Origin of the sequence: Hymenobacter oligotrophus (genome assembly GCF_003574965.1) — a bacterium.
Taxonomy (GTDB): domain Bacteria; phylum Bacteroidota; class Bacteroidia; order Cytophagales; family Hymenobacteraceae; genus Solirubrum; species Solirubrum oligotrophum.
The window spans coordinates 3,845,203-3,859,328 of sequence record NZ_CP032317.1 but is presented as its reverse complement, the minus strand read 5'-3'; the positions used below and the strand labels follow the sequence as shown (position 1 = coordinate 3,859,328).

General features: G+C 59.7%; 16 protein-coding genes. 9 read left to right on the top strand and 7 right to left on the bottom strand.

What is annotated here, in order from left to right; genetic code table 11:
• Positions 1–185: 185 nt before the first annotated feature.
• Positions 186–1,070, bottom strand: a complete 885-nt coding sequence (locus tag D3Y59_RS16645) for an SDR family NAD(P)-dependent oxidoreductase (protein ID WP_205590847.1) — start codon at positions 1,068–1,070, stop codon at positions 186–188.
• Positions 1,071–1,255: 185 nt separating this feature from the next.
• On the opposite strand from D3Y59_RS16645, the gene D3Y59_RS16640 reads away from it, so the two are divergent.
• On the top strand, positions 1,256–1,795 hold the full coding sequence (locus D3Y59_RS16640; protein ID WP_119446062.1) for a GNAT family N-acetyltransferase: 540 nt from the start codon (positions 1,256–1,258) through the stop codon (positions 1,793–1,795).
• A gap of 13 nt (positions 1,796–1,808) precedes the next feature.
• Here D3Y59_RS16640 and D3Y59_RS16635 read toward each other — a convergent pair whose 3' ends face one another.
• A complete protein-coding gene (locus D3Y59_RS16635) occupies positions 1,809–2,900 on the bottom strand; it encodes a hypothetical protein (protein WP_119446061.1) in 1,092 nt (363 codons plus the stop codon).
• Positions 2,901–3,114: 214 nt separating this feature from the next.
• Between D3Y59_RS16635 and recA the strand changes: the two genes are divergently transcribed.
• The 4 genes from recA to D3Y59_RS16615 all read left to right on the top strand — a co-directional run bounded on the left by recA (position 3,115) and on the right by D3Y59_RS16615 (position 7,463).
• Complete coding sequence (gene recA / locus D3Y59_RS16630; RefSeq protein WP_240410410.1) at positions 3,115–4,203, top strand: recombinase RecA; 1,089 nt, start codon at positions 3,115–3,117, stop codon at positions 4,201–4,203.
• 295 nt (positions 4,204–4,498) lie between these two features.
• Positions 4,499–5,326 carry a DUF3108 domain-containing protein gene (locus D3Y59_RS16625; protein ID WP_119446060.1) on the top strand — a complete coding sequence of 276 codons (828 nt, stop codon included), beginning with the start codon at positions 4,499–4,501 and terminating at the stop codon, positions 5,324–5,326.
• Between the two features lie 151 nt (positions 5,327–5,477).
• The gene (locus D3Y59_RS16620) at positions 5,478–6,194 is read left to right on the top strand and encodes a response regulator transcription factor (protein ID WP_119446059.1); all 717 of its coding nucleotides are present in this window, start codon (positions 5,478–5,480) and stop codon (positions 6,192–6,194) included.
• A 180-nt stretch (positions 6,195–6,374) separates the two neighbouring features.
• On the top strand, positions 6,375–7,463 hold the full coding sequence (locus D3Y59_RS16615; protein ID WP_119446524.1) for a sensor histidine kinase: 1,089 nt from the start codon (positions 6,375–6,377) through the stop codon (positions 7,461–7,463).
• A gap of 59 nt (positions 7,464–7,522) precedes the next feature.
• On the opposite strand, the gene D3Y59_RS16610 is transcribed toward D3Y59_RS16615, so the two are convergent.
• Entirely contained in the window at positions 7,523–7,708 is a 186-nt protein-coding gene (locus D3Y59_RS16610; RefSeq protein ID WP_119446058.1) for a hypothetical protein, read from the bottom strand.
• A gap of 126 nt (positions 7,709–7,834) precedes the next feature.
• Between D3Y59_RS16610 and D3Y59_RS16605 the strand changes: the two genes are divergently transcribed.
• From D3Y59_RS16605 to D3Y59_RS16590, 4 genes are read left to right on the top strand one after another with little or no spacing between them, the layout of a single operon-like run.
• A complete protein-coding gene (locus D3Y59_RS16605; protein WP_119446057.1) occupies positions 7,835–8,086 on the top strand; it encodes a hypothetical protein in 252 nt (83 codons plus the stop codon).
• A 33-nt stretch (positions 8,087–8,119) separates the two neighbouring features.
• A complete protein-coding gene (locus D3Y59_RS16600; protein WP_119446056.1) occupies positions 8,120–8,863 on the top strand; it encodes a hypothetical protein in 744 nt (247 codons plus the stop codon).
• Between the two features lie 32 nt (positions 8,864–8,895).
• Positions 8,896–10,080 carry an SHOCT domain-containing protein gene (locus tag D3Y59_RS16595; protein WP_119446055.1) on the top strand — a complete coding sequence of 395 codons (1,185 nt, stop codon included), beginning with the start codon at positions 8,896–8,898 and terminating at the stop codon, positions 10,078–10,080.
• Between the two features lie 4 nt (positions 10,081–10,084).
• Entirely contained in the window at positions 10,085–11,134 is a 1,050-nt protein-coding gene (locus D3Y59_RS16590) for a DUF3089 domain-containing protein (protein WP_162910857.1), read from the top strand.
• 92 nt (positions 11,135–11,226) lie between these two features.
• Here the strand turns inward: D3Y59_RS16590 and tsf are convergent, their stop codons facing one another.
• The 4 genes from tsf to rplM all read right to left on the bottom strand — a co-directional run bounded on the left by tsf (position 11,227) and on the right by rplM (position 13,899).
• Complete coding sequence (gene tsf, locus D3Y59_RS16585; RefSeq protein ID WP_119446053.1) at positions 11,227–12,063, bottom strand: translation elongation factor Ts; 837 nt, start codon at positions 12,061–12,063, stop codon at positions 11,227–11,229.
• Positions 12,064–12,214: 151 nt separating this feature from the next.
• Positions 12,215–12,979 (bottom strand): 30S ribosomal protein S2, encoded by a 765-nt coding sequence (gene rpsB / locus D3Y59_RS16580; RefSeq protein ID WP_059072241.1) that lies wholly within the window; start codon positions 12,977–12,979, stop codon positions 12,215–12,217.
• A gap of 21 nt (positions 12,980–13,000) precedes the next feature.
• Positions 13,001–13,387, bottom strand: coding sequence for a 30S ribosomal protein S9 (gene rpsI, locus D3Y59_RS16575; RefSeq protein WP_059072240.1), 387 nt, complete (start codon positions 13,385–13,387; stop codon positions 13,001–13,003).
• A 59-nt stretch (positions 13,388–13,446) separates the two neighbouring features.
• Positions 13,447–13,899 carry a 50S ribosomal protein L13 gene (gene rplM, locus D3Y59_RS16570; RefSeq protein WP_119446052.1) on the bottom strand — a complete coding sequence of 151 codons (453 nt, stop codon included), beginning with the start codon at positions 13,897–13,899 and terminating at the stop codon, positions 13,447–13,449.
• Between the last annotated feature and the right edge of the window lie 227 nt (positions 13,900–14,126).

The window sequence follows — 14,126 nt, the reverse complement described above, 5'->3', positions numbered from 1 at the left end:
CGGGGCATGACCGCCCAGCCAGCAGCAACCGAAAACCGCACCGCCCGAATCCTGCTGCCAGGGTTCGGGCGGTGCGGTTTTTAGCTTAATGGGGTTTTGCTTAGTGCCAAGTGGGCGGTTGTGCCATGCCCTGGACCGATTGCTTCGCTTTGCTCGCAATGACAGCGGGCAGGAACGGCTGCTTTCTACCCTAGGTGCTTCCACTGATCTTGCTTGCGGATTTCGGCGTGGCCGTCCATGTCGTGCCGGAGGTCTAGCTCGCCTTCGGGCTCTTGCTTGAGCTTGCTCGGCACTTCGGAGCCGTGCGGGCCTTTCGAGTTGGTTACGCCGCCATCCACGAAGTACAGCGCGCCCGTTACGAAGCTGGCCTCGTCGGACGCCAGAAACAGGTACACGTTGGCTACTTCCTCGGGGGTGCCGCGGCGGCCCATGGGCGTGCCCTCCACAATTTGCTTTTCCATTTTGGCCGACATCGGGCCGGTTTCCTTGTGCGTCCAGGCGGTGTCCACGGGGCCGGGGCACACGCAATTGGCGCGCACGCCTTCCTTGGCCTGCTCGGTGGCCACGCCTTTCATGAAGGCATGGATAAAGGCCTTGGTACCGCCGTAGGGCGTGTTTTCGGCAATGCCCATCCAGCCTGCCTCCGAGCCCGCCGACACGATGTTGCCGCGGGTTTTATGCAGCTGCGGAATGGCCGCCCGCGTCATCATAAAGCACGAGTAGATGTTGTTTTTCACCATGTACTGGAACGCCTCCACAGGGTATTCGTCGATGGTGGCGGTGGCCGGAAACACGCCCGCGTTGTTTATGAGGATATCAAGCTGCCCAAACTCCTTTACGGCCCGTTTCACACAGGCTTCGGCTTCTTCTTGCTTCGAGATGTCGCCGGCGAAGGCCACGGCCCGGCCGCCCGCCTTCACAATTTCCTGCGCAACTTCCTGCACGGGGTCTTCGGGAAAGCCGCAAACCACTACGGCAGCTCCTTCGTTGGCAAACTTCTTACAAATGGCCTCGCCGATACCGGCCCCGCCGCCCGTAACAATGGCTACCTTGCCTTGCAGTCGGTTCATAATGTGGATGTTTTGGTGTGGTTGATGTAGCAAGTACCACTGCCCTAGGTGCCCGCGTTAGGCCCACCCGGCACGGTGCTTCTGGCTAACGAACCACCGGCCACGGGGTTGCCCTAGCTGCCTCAGGCGCTTGGCCGTGCAACCGTTTGGGCGCCGCCTGCGTGTGGCAAAGGGTTCTGTCGCCTATGAGTTTGTTGCCCACGCTTACGCCGGCGTCGTTGCGCACCGAGCGGTTGTTGCTCCGCCCCTACCAGCCCACCGACGCGGCGGTTTTTTACGCCTTGCTCAATGCCGAGCGCCGCCGCCTCGAGCCCGCGTTTCCGCGCCGGGTGGCGTCGGTGCGTACGCTGGCCGACGCCGAGCGCACCCTGCGCACCTTTGCCGAAAACTGGCGCCACCGCCGCTTGCTGGTGTGGGGCATCTGGAACAGCACAGCCACCTGCTACCTCGGCGACATCAGCCTGCAGCCCGACTCGCCGCGCATCCGGGCCGGCGAAATCGGCTACTACCTCGCCGCCGCCGCCGAAGGCTTTGGCTACGCACGCGAGGCGTTGCGGGCCGTGGTTGAGTACGCGTTTGAGCACCTGGACGCCCGCGCGCTAACCTTGCGCTGCCGCCCCAGCAACGTGCGCAGCCAAGCCACCGCCGAGGCCATTGGTTTCCGCCGCGCCGCCGACACCGATGCCGGCGTGTGGCATTACGCGCTGGCGCGCACGCGCACCTAGGGCAGGCCCGGTGCTAATCGGGCCGCAGCGTGGTAAGGAAGAACTCGCGGTTGAAGTTGATGTACGCCCCAAACGAAAACTCCACCTGCCGGCGGGTAAAGTCGTAGAACGGCTCGAAACGCGTGGAAAGCGTAAGCCCGTTGGTGAGCTTGTAGTCGCTGAAAAAGCGCAGGATCAGCAGTTGCCGGTTGCGCTCGGTGTAGTCCGGGTCTTTCACCGTGTACGAAATGGACTGGTACAACGGTCCGCCCTGCGGCGCGATAAACCCGTTTCCGCGCCAGTAGCTTACCTGAACCTTGCTCAGGCGCGTATCGGCCCCTAGGTTCAGGTACAAGCCGGTGCCGCGCTTAAAGGCCAACTCCCGCTCGAATGAGTAATCCTGGAAGTATACCCCGTAGCCATCGGCGTAGAGGCTGTGCCAAAACGAGCCACCCAGCTCTTTGCGCACGCGCAAGCCACTGGCCACGTTAAACAAGGTCTGCAGGGGTTTCTCAATGGTATCAATCTGCCCGCCGCGGTGCGTGGCCAAAAACTGCAGCGGTATGCGCACCAGCCAGCCCGAAACCGTGTCGCGCACCACGTTTGCGTCGGCCACCAAGCCGCCGGCTACCTCTTCCTGAAAGTTATCGAAGCGGTACTGCTGACGTTGCCAATCCACCCACGCATCTACGTTGAAGCGGTGGGTGTTGAGCTGGTATTGAATGCCTTCTTCCAGCCGGTTTAGCATCACCCGCTCGAAATCAAAGATGGGCTCGATGTAGCCGTGGTTGAGCTGCCCCTCGATGTTGCCGAACAAGAAGCGGTGCGGCCCCGTTTGGTACAGCGCCGTAAATAACGGCCGCACCTGGCGCAGGCGTGGCGTACCGTAGTCCTTCCACAGAAAGATGCCCGCCTCCAGCCTGAGTTTGGGGCTTGGGTAGTACACCAACCGCGGCGCTAGTTGCGTGCCGTAGTACGTGCGGCCTTCAAATATCTTGTTGAAATACTCGTTGTCCTTCGAGAAAAGGAACGCCTGTACGGCCAGCCGCAGTTGATTATCGTGCTCGGCCCGCACGGGCGTGCGGTACTGAAATGCCCGGTTATCGAGCTGCGCCCATGCTAACATATTTATAAAACACAGAAGCCCAGTGGCTAATAGTTTTAGCAAAGATTTTCTCATATATTTATTGCCAAGTCGGCACAAAACAGGGTTCGGCTGTGTTAGAAAAAGCTGCCTGCAACGGACGCCAGAGAGGTTTTCCCGATCGTAGCAACCGGGGCAGCGGCATCGCCCAACAGCGACTTCAAACCTACATCATATCTCCACAAAGCACGCACAAATGGCTGCAACCACTGACAAGACGGTGAACCAGAACGCCGAAAAACTCAAGGCGCTTCAGCTCACGATGGACAAGCTCGACAAGGCTTACGGCAAGGGCACCGTCATGAAACTGAGCGACAACAAGGTGGGCGACATCCCCGCCATCAGCACTGGTTCGCTGGGTCTCGACATTGCGCTGGGCATCGGCGGTTTGCCGAAAGGCCGTATCGTTGAGATTTACGGCCCGGAATCGTCGGGTAAAACCACGCTCACGATGCACGCCATTGCCGAAGCCCAGAAGAAGGGCGGCATTGCGGCCTTCATCGACGCCGAGCACGCGTTCGACCCGATTTACGCGCAAAAGCTGGGCATCGACACCGAAAACCTCATTATCTCGCAGCCCGACAACGGCGAGCAAGCCCTCGAAATTGCCGACCAGCTGATTTCGTCGGGTGCCATCGACATCTGCGTAATTGACTCCGTAGCCGCACTGGTGCCCAAAGGCGAACTGGAAGGCGACATGGGCGACTCGAAAGTGGGCCTGCACGCCCGCCTTATGTCGCAGGCGCTGCGTAAGCTCACCGGCACCATCAACAAAACCGGCTGCTTGTGCATCTTCATCAACCAGCTGCGCGAAAAGATCGGCGTAATGTTCGGCTCGCCCGAAACCACCACCGGCGGTAACGCCCTGAAGTTCTACGCCTCGGTACGCCTCGACATCCGCCGCATTGGCCAGATCAAGGAAGACAAAGACAACGTAACCGGTAACCGCACCAAGGTGAAGGTGGTGAAGAACAAAGTAGCGCCGCCCTTCAAGGTGGTTGAGTTCGACATCATCTATGGCGAAGGCATTTCGAAAGTGGGCGAAATCCTCGACCTCGCTACCGACATGGGCATTATCCAAAAGTCGGGCTCGTGGTTCTCGTACGGCGGCAACCGCCTGGGCCAAGGCCGCGAAGGGGTGAAAACCATTTTGCAGGACAACCCCGAGCTGGCCGACGAAATCGAGGCTAAGGTACGCGCCATGGCCAAGGGCGAGCCCGAGGTGCTGGAAGCGGCCATCCCGGTTGACATGAGCGGCCCCGAAGACGGCGAAGACACGCTCTAAGCCGCATTCGCACTACGCATGTAGTTTGCAAAAGCCCGCTGCCTTGGCAGCGGGCTTTTTTGTTGCCCTAGGTTGCCTAGGGGTTTGGCACATAGGCAGAGCAAGTTGCACTTAATCAGCAATTTCAATCCTCGCCGAACGATAATCTTGCGGCTTGCCGTTAGGCTGCATAGCTTCCGAATTGGTAAGCCGCCCAAGTGCTTTTCTGAGCTGGGAGGGCTTGGTATATTTGCTTGGCACCCACTTTGCGTAAAAGCCGTTTAGCACTCTAATATTTGATTTGTTTTTACTTCACATGAAACGTCGCCGCTGGCTTTTGCTCCCCTTTCCCGTTCTGCTGAGCGTAGGGCTTACGGCTTTTGCGCCCACCGAGGCACCGCGTACCGTGCGCAACGAAAGCTTCGGGCGCGGCGAGGTTGTGCAATACAAAGTCCACTACGGCCTCATCAACGCCGCCGAGGCCACCATTGAGGTATCCAACGACATCCACCGCGTAAACGAACGGCCGTGCTACCGCGCCACCGTTACGGGCCGCACCAACGGCTCGTTTGACATGTTCCTGAAAGTGCGCGACACGTGGCGTTCGTACATCGATACGGCCAGCATTTTGCCGCAGCGCTTCTACCGCAACATCGAAGAAAACAGCTACCGCAAGCGCGAAACCATCGACTTCGACCACTACCGCGATATGGCGGCGGTGGAGTCGCACAAGAAAAACAAGAACGACGTGAAGCGTGGCAGCTACCGCGTGCCCGACAACGTGCAGGACTTGGTCAGCGGCTTCTACTTTTTGCGCACCGTCGATTTCAGCAACCGCCGCGTGGGCGAACAAATCAAGGTGCAGGGCTTTTTCGACGACGAGGTGTTCGATATGACCGTGACGTACAAAGGCCGCCAAAACGTGGAAACCAAGGCCGGCGTGGTGCGGGCCATTCGGCTAGTGCCGCGCATGCCCAAAAACAAGCTGTTTCGCGGCGAAGACGCTATTTCGGTGTACTTCTCCGACGACCGCAACAAAATTCCGGTCCTGTTCGAGGCCGAAATGTTCGTGGGCTCCGTTAAAATCGACATGTACAAGTACAGCGGCCTGAAACACCGACTGGCCTTGGCCCCCAGAAGCTAACGCAGCGCCGCCCATCTAGGGCGGCGCTGTTGTTTGCGGGCATTGGCACCTAGGACCCGGGGCTTCACAAAAAGGTAATGCGCCGCCTGTTGCTGCAAGCGGTACTTTTGCTGCCGCAATGCGTTTGGTATTCACTTAGCCTTTTACTTCTGTGCAACAGCCCGCCGCTTCGGCTGCCACTACGGCCTACAAGATTCTGGTAGTGGACGACGACCCCGACATTGTGGAGTTGCTCGAGTACAACCTGCGCAAAGAAGGCTACGACGTAGCCACCGCCCCCGACGGCCGCAAGGCCCTGGAAGTAGCCCAGCAGTTTTCGCCCGATATCGTACTGCTCGACGTGATGATGCCGCACCTCGACGGCATTGCCGCCTGCCGCGAGCTGCGCGCCCTACCCAAGTTTAAGGACACGTACATTCTGTTTCTGACGGCGCGCTCCGAAGAATTCTCGGAGGTGGCCGCTTTCGACGCCGGCGCCGACGATTACCTCAGCAAGCCCATTAAACCCCGGGCCTTGATGAGCCGCTTGGCCGCCGTGGTGCGCCGCGACCTGGAGCCCACCGGCGCCGCCGCTTCCGACGTAATCGACATCAACGGCCTGCGCATCGACCGCACGGGCTTTGCCGTGTACCAGGACGGCCGCAAAATCAGCCTGCCCAAAAAGGAGTTCGAGCTGCTGGCTTTTCTGGCGGCCTCGCCCCACAAAGTATTCGGCCGCGACGAGCTGCTGCAGAACATTTGGGGCAACGACGTATTTGTGCTGGCCCGCACCGTGGACGTGCACGTGCGCAAAGTGCGCGAGAAGGTGGGCGAACACCACATCCAAACCATCAAGGGTGTGGGCTACAAGTTTAACCTCGATAATTAAGCCCGTAGGCGCCGGGGCGCCCTAGGTGCCCGCGGCGGCTGCGCCCTTCGCCAACCAATCGGAATTGCCATCTTAGCGGTGAAAAACAACCACCGAGCTGCGTCGGCTGCGATTACCGGCTCCGCTGAACCCCAGCGCAAAGGCACGTTGTTTTCGGCCCAGGAATCAGCGCTTCCGTTTGTGTTCAGCCTTAATCTCTCCTCCCGCACCATTGCCATCATCATTGCCGTGTTGGTGGCGGGGGTGCTCACCACGTTTGCGTTTCTGGCGCCCACGCTGCCGTTTCAGCAAGCGGTGCTGGCCGGCGGCGTAACCGTGGCAGCGTGCTTTCTGCTGGTGTATTTGTCGTTTGAAGCGCTGCTGTTTCGCGAAATCAACAACATTTACGCCGGCCTCGAGCTGGTAAAGCGCAAAGAATTCCGGCGGTTGTCGAACCGCTTTTTGTTCAGGCCCGAGCCGCTCAAACGCATTCGCGAGGAAATCCTCGACATGGCCGTGCGGCGCCAGAAAGAGCTCGACGACCTGAAACGCCTGCAGCAGTTGCGCTCCGAGTTTCTGGCCGACGTATCGCACGAGTTGAAAACGCCCATTTTCGCCGCGCAGGGTTTCGTGTACACCGTGCTCGATGCCGGCGAAGACGAGGAGTTTATCCGCGAGAAGTTCTTGCTGAAAGCCGCCTCGGCCCTCGATGCGCTCGACGCCCTGGTGCAAGACCTCGTTACCATTTCGCAGCTCGAGAAAGGCGTGGTGCGCATGCGCAAGCAGCGCTTCGACCTGGTGTTGCTCGTGCACGAAATATTCGACCAGTTGGAGCTCAAAGCCAACAAGCGGCAGATGACGCTGCACCTGCTGCCCGACGATTTGCCCCTCGAAGGCGCGCAGGTGGTAGCCGACCGCAACCGCATCCGCCAGGTGCTCATCAACCTGATCGACAACGCCATTAAGTACGGCCGCGAGCAGGGCAACATTACGGTGCGCCTGCGCACCTCGGCCAAGGCTGTGCGCATTGCCGTGCACGACGACGGCGAAGGCATTCCCAAGGAACACCAGCACCGCATTTTCGAGCGGTTTTACCGCATCGACAAAAGCCGGGCGCGCGGCCCCGCCGACGCGGGCGGCTCAGGCCTGGGCCTGGCCATCAGCAAGCACATCGTGGAGGCCCACAAATCGACCATAAAAGTGCGCAGCGCTGTGGGCGAGGGCACCACGCTCGAGTTTAAGCTCCCGAAACCCCGGAGCACCGCGGCTGCGCACGAGCCCGCCCAATAAAGCAAGCGGCCACCCACAACGTGGGTGGCCGCTGCTGCAACGGGGCCGAACACCTAGGGCTATTTGTGCGGCTGGCGGCCCGAGCCGCCCGGCTTTTTGCCGCCGCCGTCTTGCTTATTTACCGTGGCCCAGGCCCGGCGCTCGGCTTCGTCTTCCGATAGTCCCTGTTTTTCGTAGCTGTCTTCGATGTGCTGCGCTTGGCGCTTCTGCTTATCGGTGTACTTCGACTTATCTCCTTGTGCCATGGCGGTTTGGGGTTGAAGGTGAAACCAATACGCGGCAGCTGTTTTGTACGCCCGGGCAGCAGGCAGGTTGTGGCACCTAGGGCAACTCGGCGGCGGCGTGGTATCTTCGCTTTCTAATTGCTGCCTATGCGCCACGTTGCCGACATCCCCCACCCCGACATGAAGCTCACGCTGCTGGCGTGGAACGGCAAGTACTTGCTGAAGTGCGAGCAAGGCTCCTTGGAGCAAACCTACAAGGTGAGCGAAATGGACCTGCTCGGTGCCGATGCCGACCTGCCCAAACTGCTCGACGACACCTTTGTGGCGGCCGTGCTGCGCCGCTTTGCCGACATGCGCGCCGATTTTGCGGCCGCCCTCGAGCGCCAGGATTTGGTGTAGCCGCCGTTTATTCTCTCCTCAACCGCTTTAGTTATGCCCAATTTGTTTACCCGTTGGCTGCTGCTGTGCGTGGCAGCTTTGGCCTTGCCCCTAGGTGGCGCCCACGCTCAGCTTTACGATGTGCGCACCAGCACCATCAACATCGACAAGCGCGAGCGACCCGCCCTGAAAGTGCAGGTAGAGGGCAGCGCTAAGGAAGCGCGCGAGTTCTGGCAACAGTACCTCAAGGACAGCTACAACATCCGGATTAAATCGGGCGGCGTGCTGGGCATCGGCGGCAACAAAGAAGTGCTGCTGGCCAAGCAAACGCCCGTTTCGAGCATTTCGGGCAAGCTGCTCGATTTGTACACCAATGTGGTGGCCCCCACCGACAGCACCGCCGAGGTGCAGGTGTTTGCCGCTTTCGACAACGGCACCACCTGGCTCGACCCCGACAAAACCGCCTCCGAGTTTTCGGCTTTGCGCACCATGGTGCAGGGCTATGCCAAGGCTTACCGCCCGCGCTACGCTCGCATGGCCATCGAGCAGGCCGAAAAGCAATTGCAGGACGCTGAGAAAGAAAAAACCCGCCTCGAAAAAGAAATCAAATCGTTGGCTGCCGATACCGTAAGCAACATTGCCCGCATCAAGCAGTTGCAGGAGCAAAACGTGCAGCATGCAGCCAGCATCAAAGGCAACCAGCAGAAACTGGTGCAAAACGCCACCGAAACCGAGCGCCGCAAGGTAATCCTGCAGCGCCGCCGCGACCGGCTTTCGGCTCTTGATCGTAGTAAGTAGCACTGATTTGCAGGCTACCCCACTGCCCCACCATGGATAAGAACGACGCTTCTCCGCTCGATACCCTTCGCCAGCTCAAAGAGTGGCTCGACGCGGGCACTATCACGCCGCAAGAATTCGAGACGCTTAAACGCAAGCTGCTCTTTAGCGAAAACCCGCCCGCAGCACCTAGCCCGCCGCCCACAGCTGCGGCGCCAGCGGCTCCGGTAGCCCCGCCCACGCCGAGCGTAGTACCGCCTGCCGCGGCCAGCGTGCCGCCTGTGGTTGAGCACCACGTTACGCCCCCGCCGGTAGAAGAGCCACTGTTGCCGCCCGTTGTAACCGACGAGCCCGCCGCCCGCGTGGAGCCCGTGGTACTTAGGCAAGACCATTTCCGCCGCGAACCTATTGCTCCGCCGCCCGGCCCGGCCGTGCCCGTTGCCGATGAAGAACCGTTTGACGGCCCCGCCGAAGAGCCGCGCCGCCAACCTTTGGCTACCGTACTGATTGTTGCGGGCGTGCTGGCGTTGCTGGCTGTAATCGGGTATTTGTTGTTGGGCAACCGCGAGTCGGAGCGCCTGACCAGCAACTCCATTACCGCCGCCGACACCACGACCGTTCAGGTAGAGGAAGGGCCGCAGGCCGAGCAGCTCACCCTGCCGCCGGTTGCCGCCCCCGAAACCATTCGGGTACAGCCCAACATACCGGTAACGGCTCAGCCCACCGATTCGGCCGCGGCTGGCAACGCTGCCGCCACGCCTGGCGCGCCGGCTCCCGACCCCGCCACCACCGAAGCCGCCATTCGCAGCCGCGTGCAACGCAGCCTCACGGCCTTGTACAACGATATGGAAGCGGCTCCTTTCAGCGCCAGCCAACATTTTGCGCCGCAAGTAGAGCGTTTTTACACGCTCCAGAACACCACACCGGGCGCCATCGAAGCCGAGCTAAACCGCAGCCACTTTCCGGAGTTCCTCGAAAGCCAGATTAGCTTCGATCCGTCTTCGCTCCAAATCAGCCCCGTAACCGAGGACGGCACCGTAACCGTGACGTACAACGAACGCGGCCGCTCGCTGCGCAAATCGCGCAACCAGTACCAGCAAACCGTGGCGCAGGTACGGGCCCGCCTCGACCGCAACGGCAAGCTCACGTACTTCCGCCAGGAGCGTTTGCTGGAAAACACGTTTACGGATGCCGCACCCACGCCGGCCGCTACCGAAACCTCTCCGCCCCAAGAGTAGCCGCGTGAACAGCTCGATCCGGTTTTTGGGGGCTTGGCTGCTTTTGCTGGCAACGGCCCTAGGTGGTTGCATCAAGGTCATCAAGCCGCCGGGCGAATACGCCCGGCGTGCTCCGGCAGTAGCCCCCGATTACAGCCTGCCCGCCAACTGGGCTGCCTTGCCTACACGACGCGATTCGGCCGATGCCGTGCCGCGCAACTCCGGCCTGCGCGATGGGCAAGCTACCGCCCCCGCCGATGTTTTCTTCGTGCACCTGACCACGCTCATCCAGCCCAAAGCCTGGAACGGCGACCTAGGCGACGCGCAGCTCAACCGCTTTACCGATCAGTTCAGCATTCGTAAGCAGGCCTCGGTGTTCAATGCCGCCGGTCGGGTGTACGCCCCCCGCTACCGCCAGGCGGCTCTGTATGCGTTCTTCGACAGCACGGCCAACGGCAAGCAGGCGCTGGCGTTGGCTTACGCCGATGTGAAGGCGGCTTTCGACTACTACCTCAAGCATTACAATCAAGGGCGGCCCATTATCTTAGCGGGGCATAGCCAAGGCACGTACCACGCGCAGCGCCTGCTCCGCGAGTTTTTCGACAACGACCCCGAGCTGCGCAAGCGCCTTGTGGCAGCTTACTTGGTAGGCCTTAAAGTTCAACCCAGCTCGTACCGGGTTATTCGGCCGTGCCAAGATTCCTTGCAGACGGGCTGCTACGTGAGCTGGAACGCCGCCGAATGGGGCATTGAGTACCCACCGTATGCCGGCGCCACGGCCGTAAACCCGCTTACCTGGACCACCGATACCGCCCGCACCCCGTCCAGCCTCAACCGCGGCAGCGTGCCCTACACGTTTGACAGGATCGACGCGAACATTGCCGATGCCAAGGTGCACGACGGCATTTTGTGGGTACACCCACCCAAACCCCAAGGGTACGTGCGCTTCTACCTGCCGGGCCGAGCCGAGCTGCGCCACTCTTTCCACATCGTCGACTACGGCTTGTATTACCTGAGCGTGCGCCGCAATGCCGTAGCGCGGGTGCAAGCCTGGCAGCGGCTGCAGTCCCACTAAGCGGTTTTGCGGCCCTAGGCGAATTGGCGCCTGAAAGACAAAAAGCCCGCTGGCATTGTGCCAGCGGGCTTTTTTACAAGTGTGCGGTTGGCTTAAGCGCCAATAGCCACGCGCTTGAAGTCGGTTACGGTCATGCCCTTCGACGTTTTGTCGAGCAGCTGAGCGATGGTTACCGAGCTGTCCTTCACGAACTCCTGGTTCAGCAGGGTGTTCTCCTTGTAGAACTTGTTCAGCTTGCCTTGGGCGATTTTCTCCAGCATAGCCTCGGGCTTGCCTTCGGCACGCGCCTGCTCTTTGCCGATTTCGATTTCGCGCTCAACGGTAGCCGAGTCAACACCGTCTTTGTCAACGGCTACGGGCTTCATGGCTACAATTTGCATTGCTACGTCGCGGCCTACACCTGCTACGTCAACACCGCCGGTGTTCTTCAGGGCTACCAGTACACCCTTCTTGTTATCGGAGTGGATGTACGAAGCTACTTTCTCAGCCGTCAGCGACTCGTAAGCAACCACGTCGATTTTCTCGCCGATTTTGCCCATCAGGTCGGTGATGTGCTCCTGCAGCGAGCGGCCGTCTTCCTGCGTAGCAGCCAGCAGGTCCTCTTTGGTAGCAGCGTTGCTCTTCACCGCCGAGTCGATGGCCAGTTGGGCCAGGGCTTTGAAGTCGGCAACCTTAGCTACGGGCTCGGTTTCGCAAGCCAGCGCCACCAGTTTGCCGGTGGTGCCATCTTCGCTTACGCTAGCCAACACGAGGCCTTCGGCCGTCGTGTTCTCCGAACGCTTGTCAGCAATTTTCTGGCCCTGCTTGCGCAGGATGTCTTTGGCTTGCTCGAAGTCACCGTTGGCTTCGGTCAGGGCCTTTTTGCAGTCCATCATGCCAGCGCCAGTCATAGCGCGCAGCTTGTTCACGTCTTGGGCGGTAATAGCCATTGTCAGAGCTTAGAACTTAGAAATGAGTTTAGAATGAAGGGCGAAAGCCCACGGGGCTTAGAAGCAAGAAGAAGCCAGAAGCAAAACCCGCTAGTTGATTCAACCCGCCGGATTCTAGCTTCTGACTTCTCACTTTCAGCTTCTCAACAGACTATTCGTCGGCGTTCTGCTTCTCCTGGATGCCTTCTTCTTCGGCTTGCTTGCGGTCGGCATCTTCCTTGTCAACCTTGCGCTCCGACAGGCCTTCTTCGATAGCCTTGCCGATCGTGTTGATGATCAGCTGTACCGACTTCGAGGCGTCGTCGTTGGCGGGGATCGGGAAGTCTACCAGCTCGGGGTTCGAGTTGGTGTCGCAGATAGCAAACACCGGGATGCCCAGTTTCTGAGCTTCTTTCACGGCGATGTGCTCGCGCTTCACGTCAACGATGAACAGAGCAGCGGGCAGGCGGCTCAGGTCGGCGATGCCGCCCAGTACGCGCTCCAGCTTTTCGCGCTCACGCGACAGCATCAGACGCTCGCGCTTAGCAATAGCAGCGTAAGCGGTGTTCTCTTTCACCATCTTGTCGATGGTGCTCATCTTCTTCAGCGACTTACGAACGGTCGCGAAGTTGGTGAGCATGCCACCCAACCAACGGTCGGTCACGTAAGGCATTTTCAGGCGCTTCGCTTCGTCCGAAACGATTTCCTGAGCCTGCTTCTTCGTGGCTACGAACATGATTTTGCGGCCCGACTTAGCGATGTTGCGGATGGCCGAAGAGGCCTGGTCCAGCGAAGCCAGCGTCTTGTTCAGGTCGATGATGTGGATGCCGTTCTTCTCCATGAAGATGTACGGCGCCATTTTCGGGTCCCACTTGCGGGTGAGGTGACCAAAGTGGGCACCTGCATCCAGCAGATCTTTATAGGTAGGCAATGCCATAACTTGAGCTCTTCTGGTAGATTAACGTTTCGAGAACTGGAACGAACGACGAGCCTTGCGCTTGCCGTACTTCTTGCGCTCCACCATGCGGGGGTCGCGCGTCAGGAAGCCTTCCTTTTTGAGGGCAGGACGAACTTCGGCGTTTTCGGCAACCAAAGCCTTCGAAATAGCCAGGCGAATTGCTTCGGCCTGGGCGCTGATACCTCCGCCGCGCACGTTTACGCGCACGTCGTACTTACCCACGGCATCAAGCGTGGTGAAGGGCTGGTTAACGATAGCCTCCAGCAGTTCGTTGCTGAAGTAAGACTTCGCGTCCCGGTCGTTGATAGTGATATTCCCTTGCCCGGCTTGCACATACACGCGAGCCACCGAGGTTTTTCTTCTACCAGAAGTGTTGGTGATTTCCATGAGTTGAACAATCAATCGATGAAAACGCGGCCCTTATGGATCAAGGGCGACGTCGTTTCTTACAGGTTGGTGAGCTTGTACTCGGTGGGCTGCTGTGCCTCGTGCGGGTGCTCGGCACCAGCGTACACGAACAGGTTGCGGAACTGCTCGCGGCCCAGGCGGTTGCCCTGCAGCATGCCCTTCACAGCGTGCTCGATAACCGAAGCCGAGTTCTTCGCCATTTTGTCGCGCAGGTTGATGCTGCGCTGACCGCCGGGGTAACCGGTGTGGCGGAGGTAGATTTTGTCGGTCATCTTACGGCCAGTAACGCGCAGCTTGTCGGCGTTGATGACGATGACGTTGTCGCCGCAGTCGGCGTTCGGCGTAAACGAGGGCTTGTGCTTGCCGCGCAGAATGTTTGCAATCTGGCTGGCAACTCGCCCGAGCGTGCCGGCGCTAGCGTCAACAATAACCCAGGCCTTCTCGGCCGAGGCTTTGTTTACCGAGCGCGTTTTAAAGCTCAGATGATCCATGGATCAGTTTCTTGTGGGTTGGGTAAGTATTTGCAAGTCAGTCCCGAATCAGCCGCTGAACGCAACTGGCCCGGGAAAAACGGACACAAAATTAGTGCTTTTTGCTTGATATGCAATGCGGTGGCTAAAAGGAATGCAAGGAAAGCCACGAGCAACTCGTAACACGGACGCTGCAGATCCGCGCCATCGAGGGCAATTCCCAATCGTTCCGGCGGGACGGATTACAA

Excerpts from the sequence above, each read along its gene's own strand:
- D3Y59_RS16600 (WP_119446056.1), top strand. The coding sequence starts at position 8,120 with ATGCCCAATTTGTTTACCCGTTGGCTGCTGCTGTGCGTGGCAGCTTTG.
- rplM (WP_119446052.1), bottom strand. The coding sequence starts at position 13,899 with ATGGATCATCTGAGCTTTAAAACGCGCTCGGTAAACAAAGCCTCGGCC.
- D3Y59_RS16635 (WP_119446061.1), bottom strand. The coding sequence starts at position 2,900 with ATGTTAGCATGGGCGCAGCTCGATAACCGGGCATTTCAGTACCGCACG.
- D3Y59_RS16645 (WP_205590847.1), bottom strand. The coding sequence starts at position 1,070 with ATGAACCGACTGCAAGGCAAGGTAGCCATTGTTACGGGCGGCGGGGCC.
- rpsB (WP_059072241.1), bottom strand. The coding sequence starts at position 12,979 with ATGGCATTGCCTACCTATAAAGATCTGCTGGATGCAGGTGCCCACTTT.
- D3Y59_RS16605 (WP_119446057.1), top strand. The coding sequence starts at position 7,835 with ATGCGCCACGTTGCCGACATCCCCCACCCCGACATGAAGCTCACGCTG.
- D3Y59_RS16640 (WP_119446062.1), top strand. The coding sequence starts at position 1,256 with ATGAGTTTGTTGCCCACGCTTACGCCGGCGTCGTTGCGCACCGAGCGG.
- D3Y59_RS16610 (WP_119446058.1), bottom strand. The coding sequence starts at position 7,708 with ATGGCACAAGGAGATAAGTCGAAGTACACCGATAAGCAGAAGCGCCAA.
- tsf (WP_119446053.1), bottom strand. The coding sequence starts at position 12,063 with ATGGCTATTACCGCCCAAGACGTGAACAAGCTGCGCGCTATGACTGGC.
- recA (WP_240410410.1), top strand. The coding sequence starts at position 3,115 with ATGGCTGCAACCACTGACAAGACGGTGAACCAGAACGCCGAAAAACTC.
- D3Y59_RS16595 (WP_119446055.1), top strand. The coding sequence starts at position 8,896 with ATGGATAAGAACGACGCTTCTCCGCTCGATACCCTTCGCCAGCTCAAA.
- D3Y59_RS16625 (WP_119446060.1), top strand. The coding sequence starts at position 4,499 with ATGAAACGTCGCCGCTGGCTTTTGCTCCCCTTTCCCGTTCTGCTGAGC.
- rpsI (WP_059072240.1), bottom strand. The coding sequence starts at position 13,387 with ATGGAAATCACCAACACTTCTGGTAGAAGAAAAACCTCGGTGGCTCGC.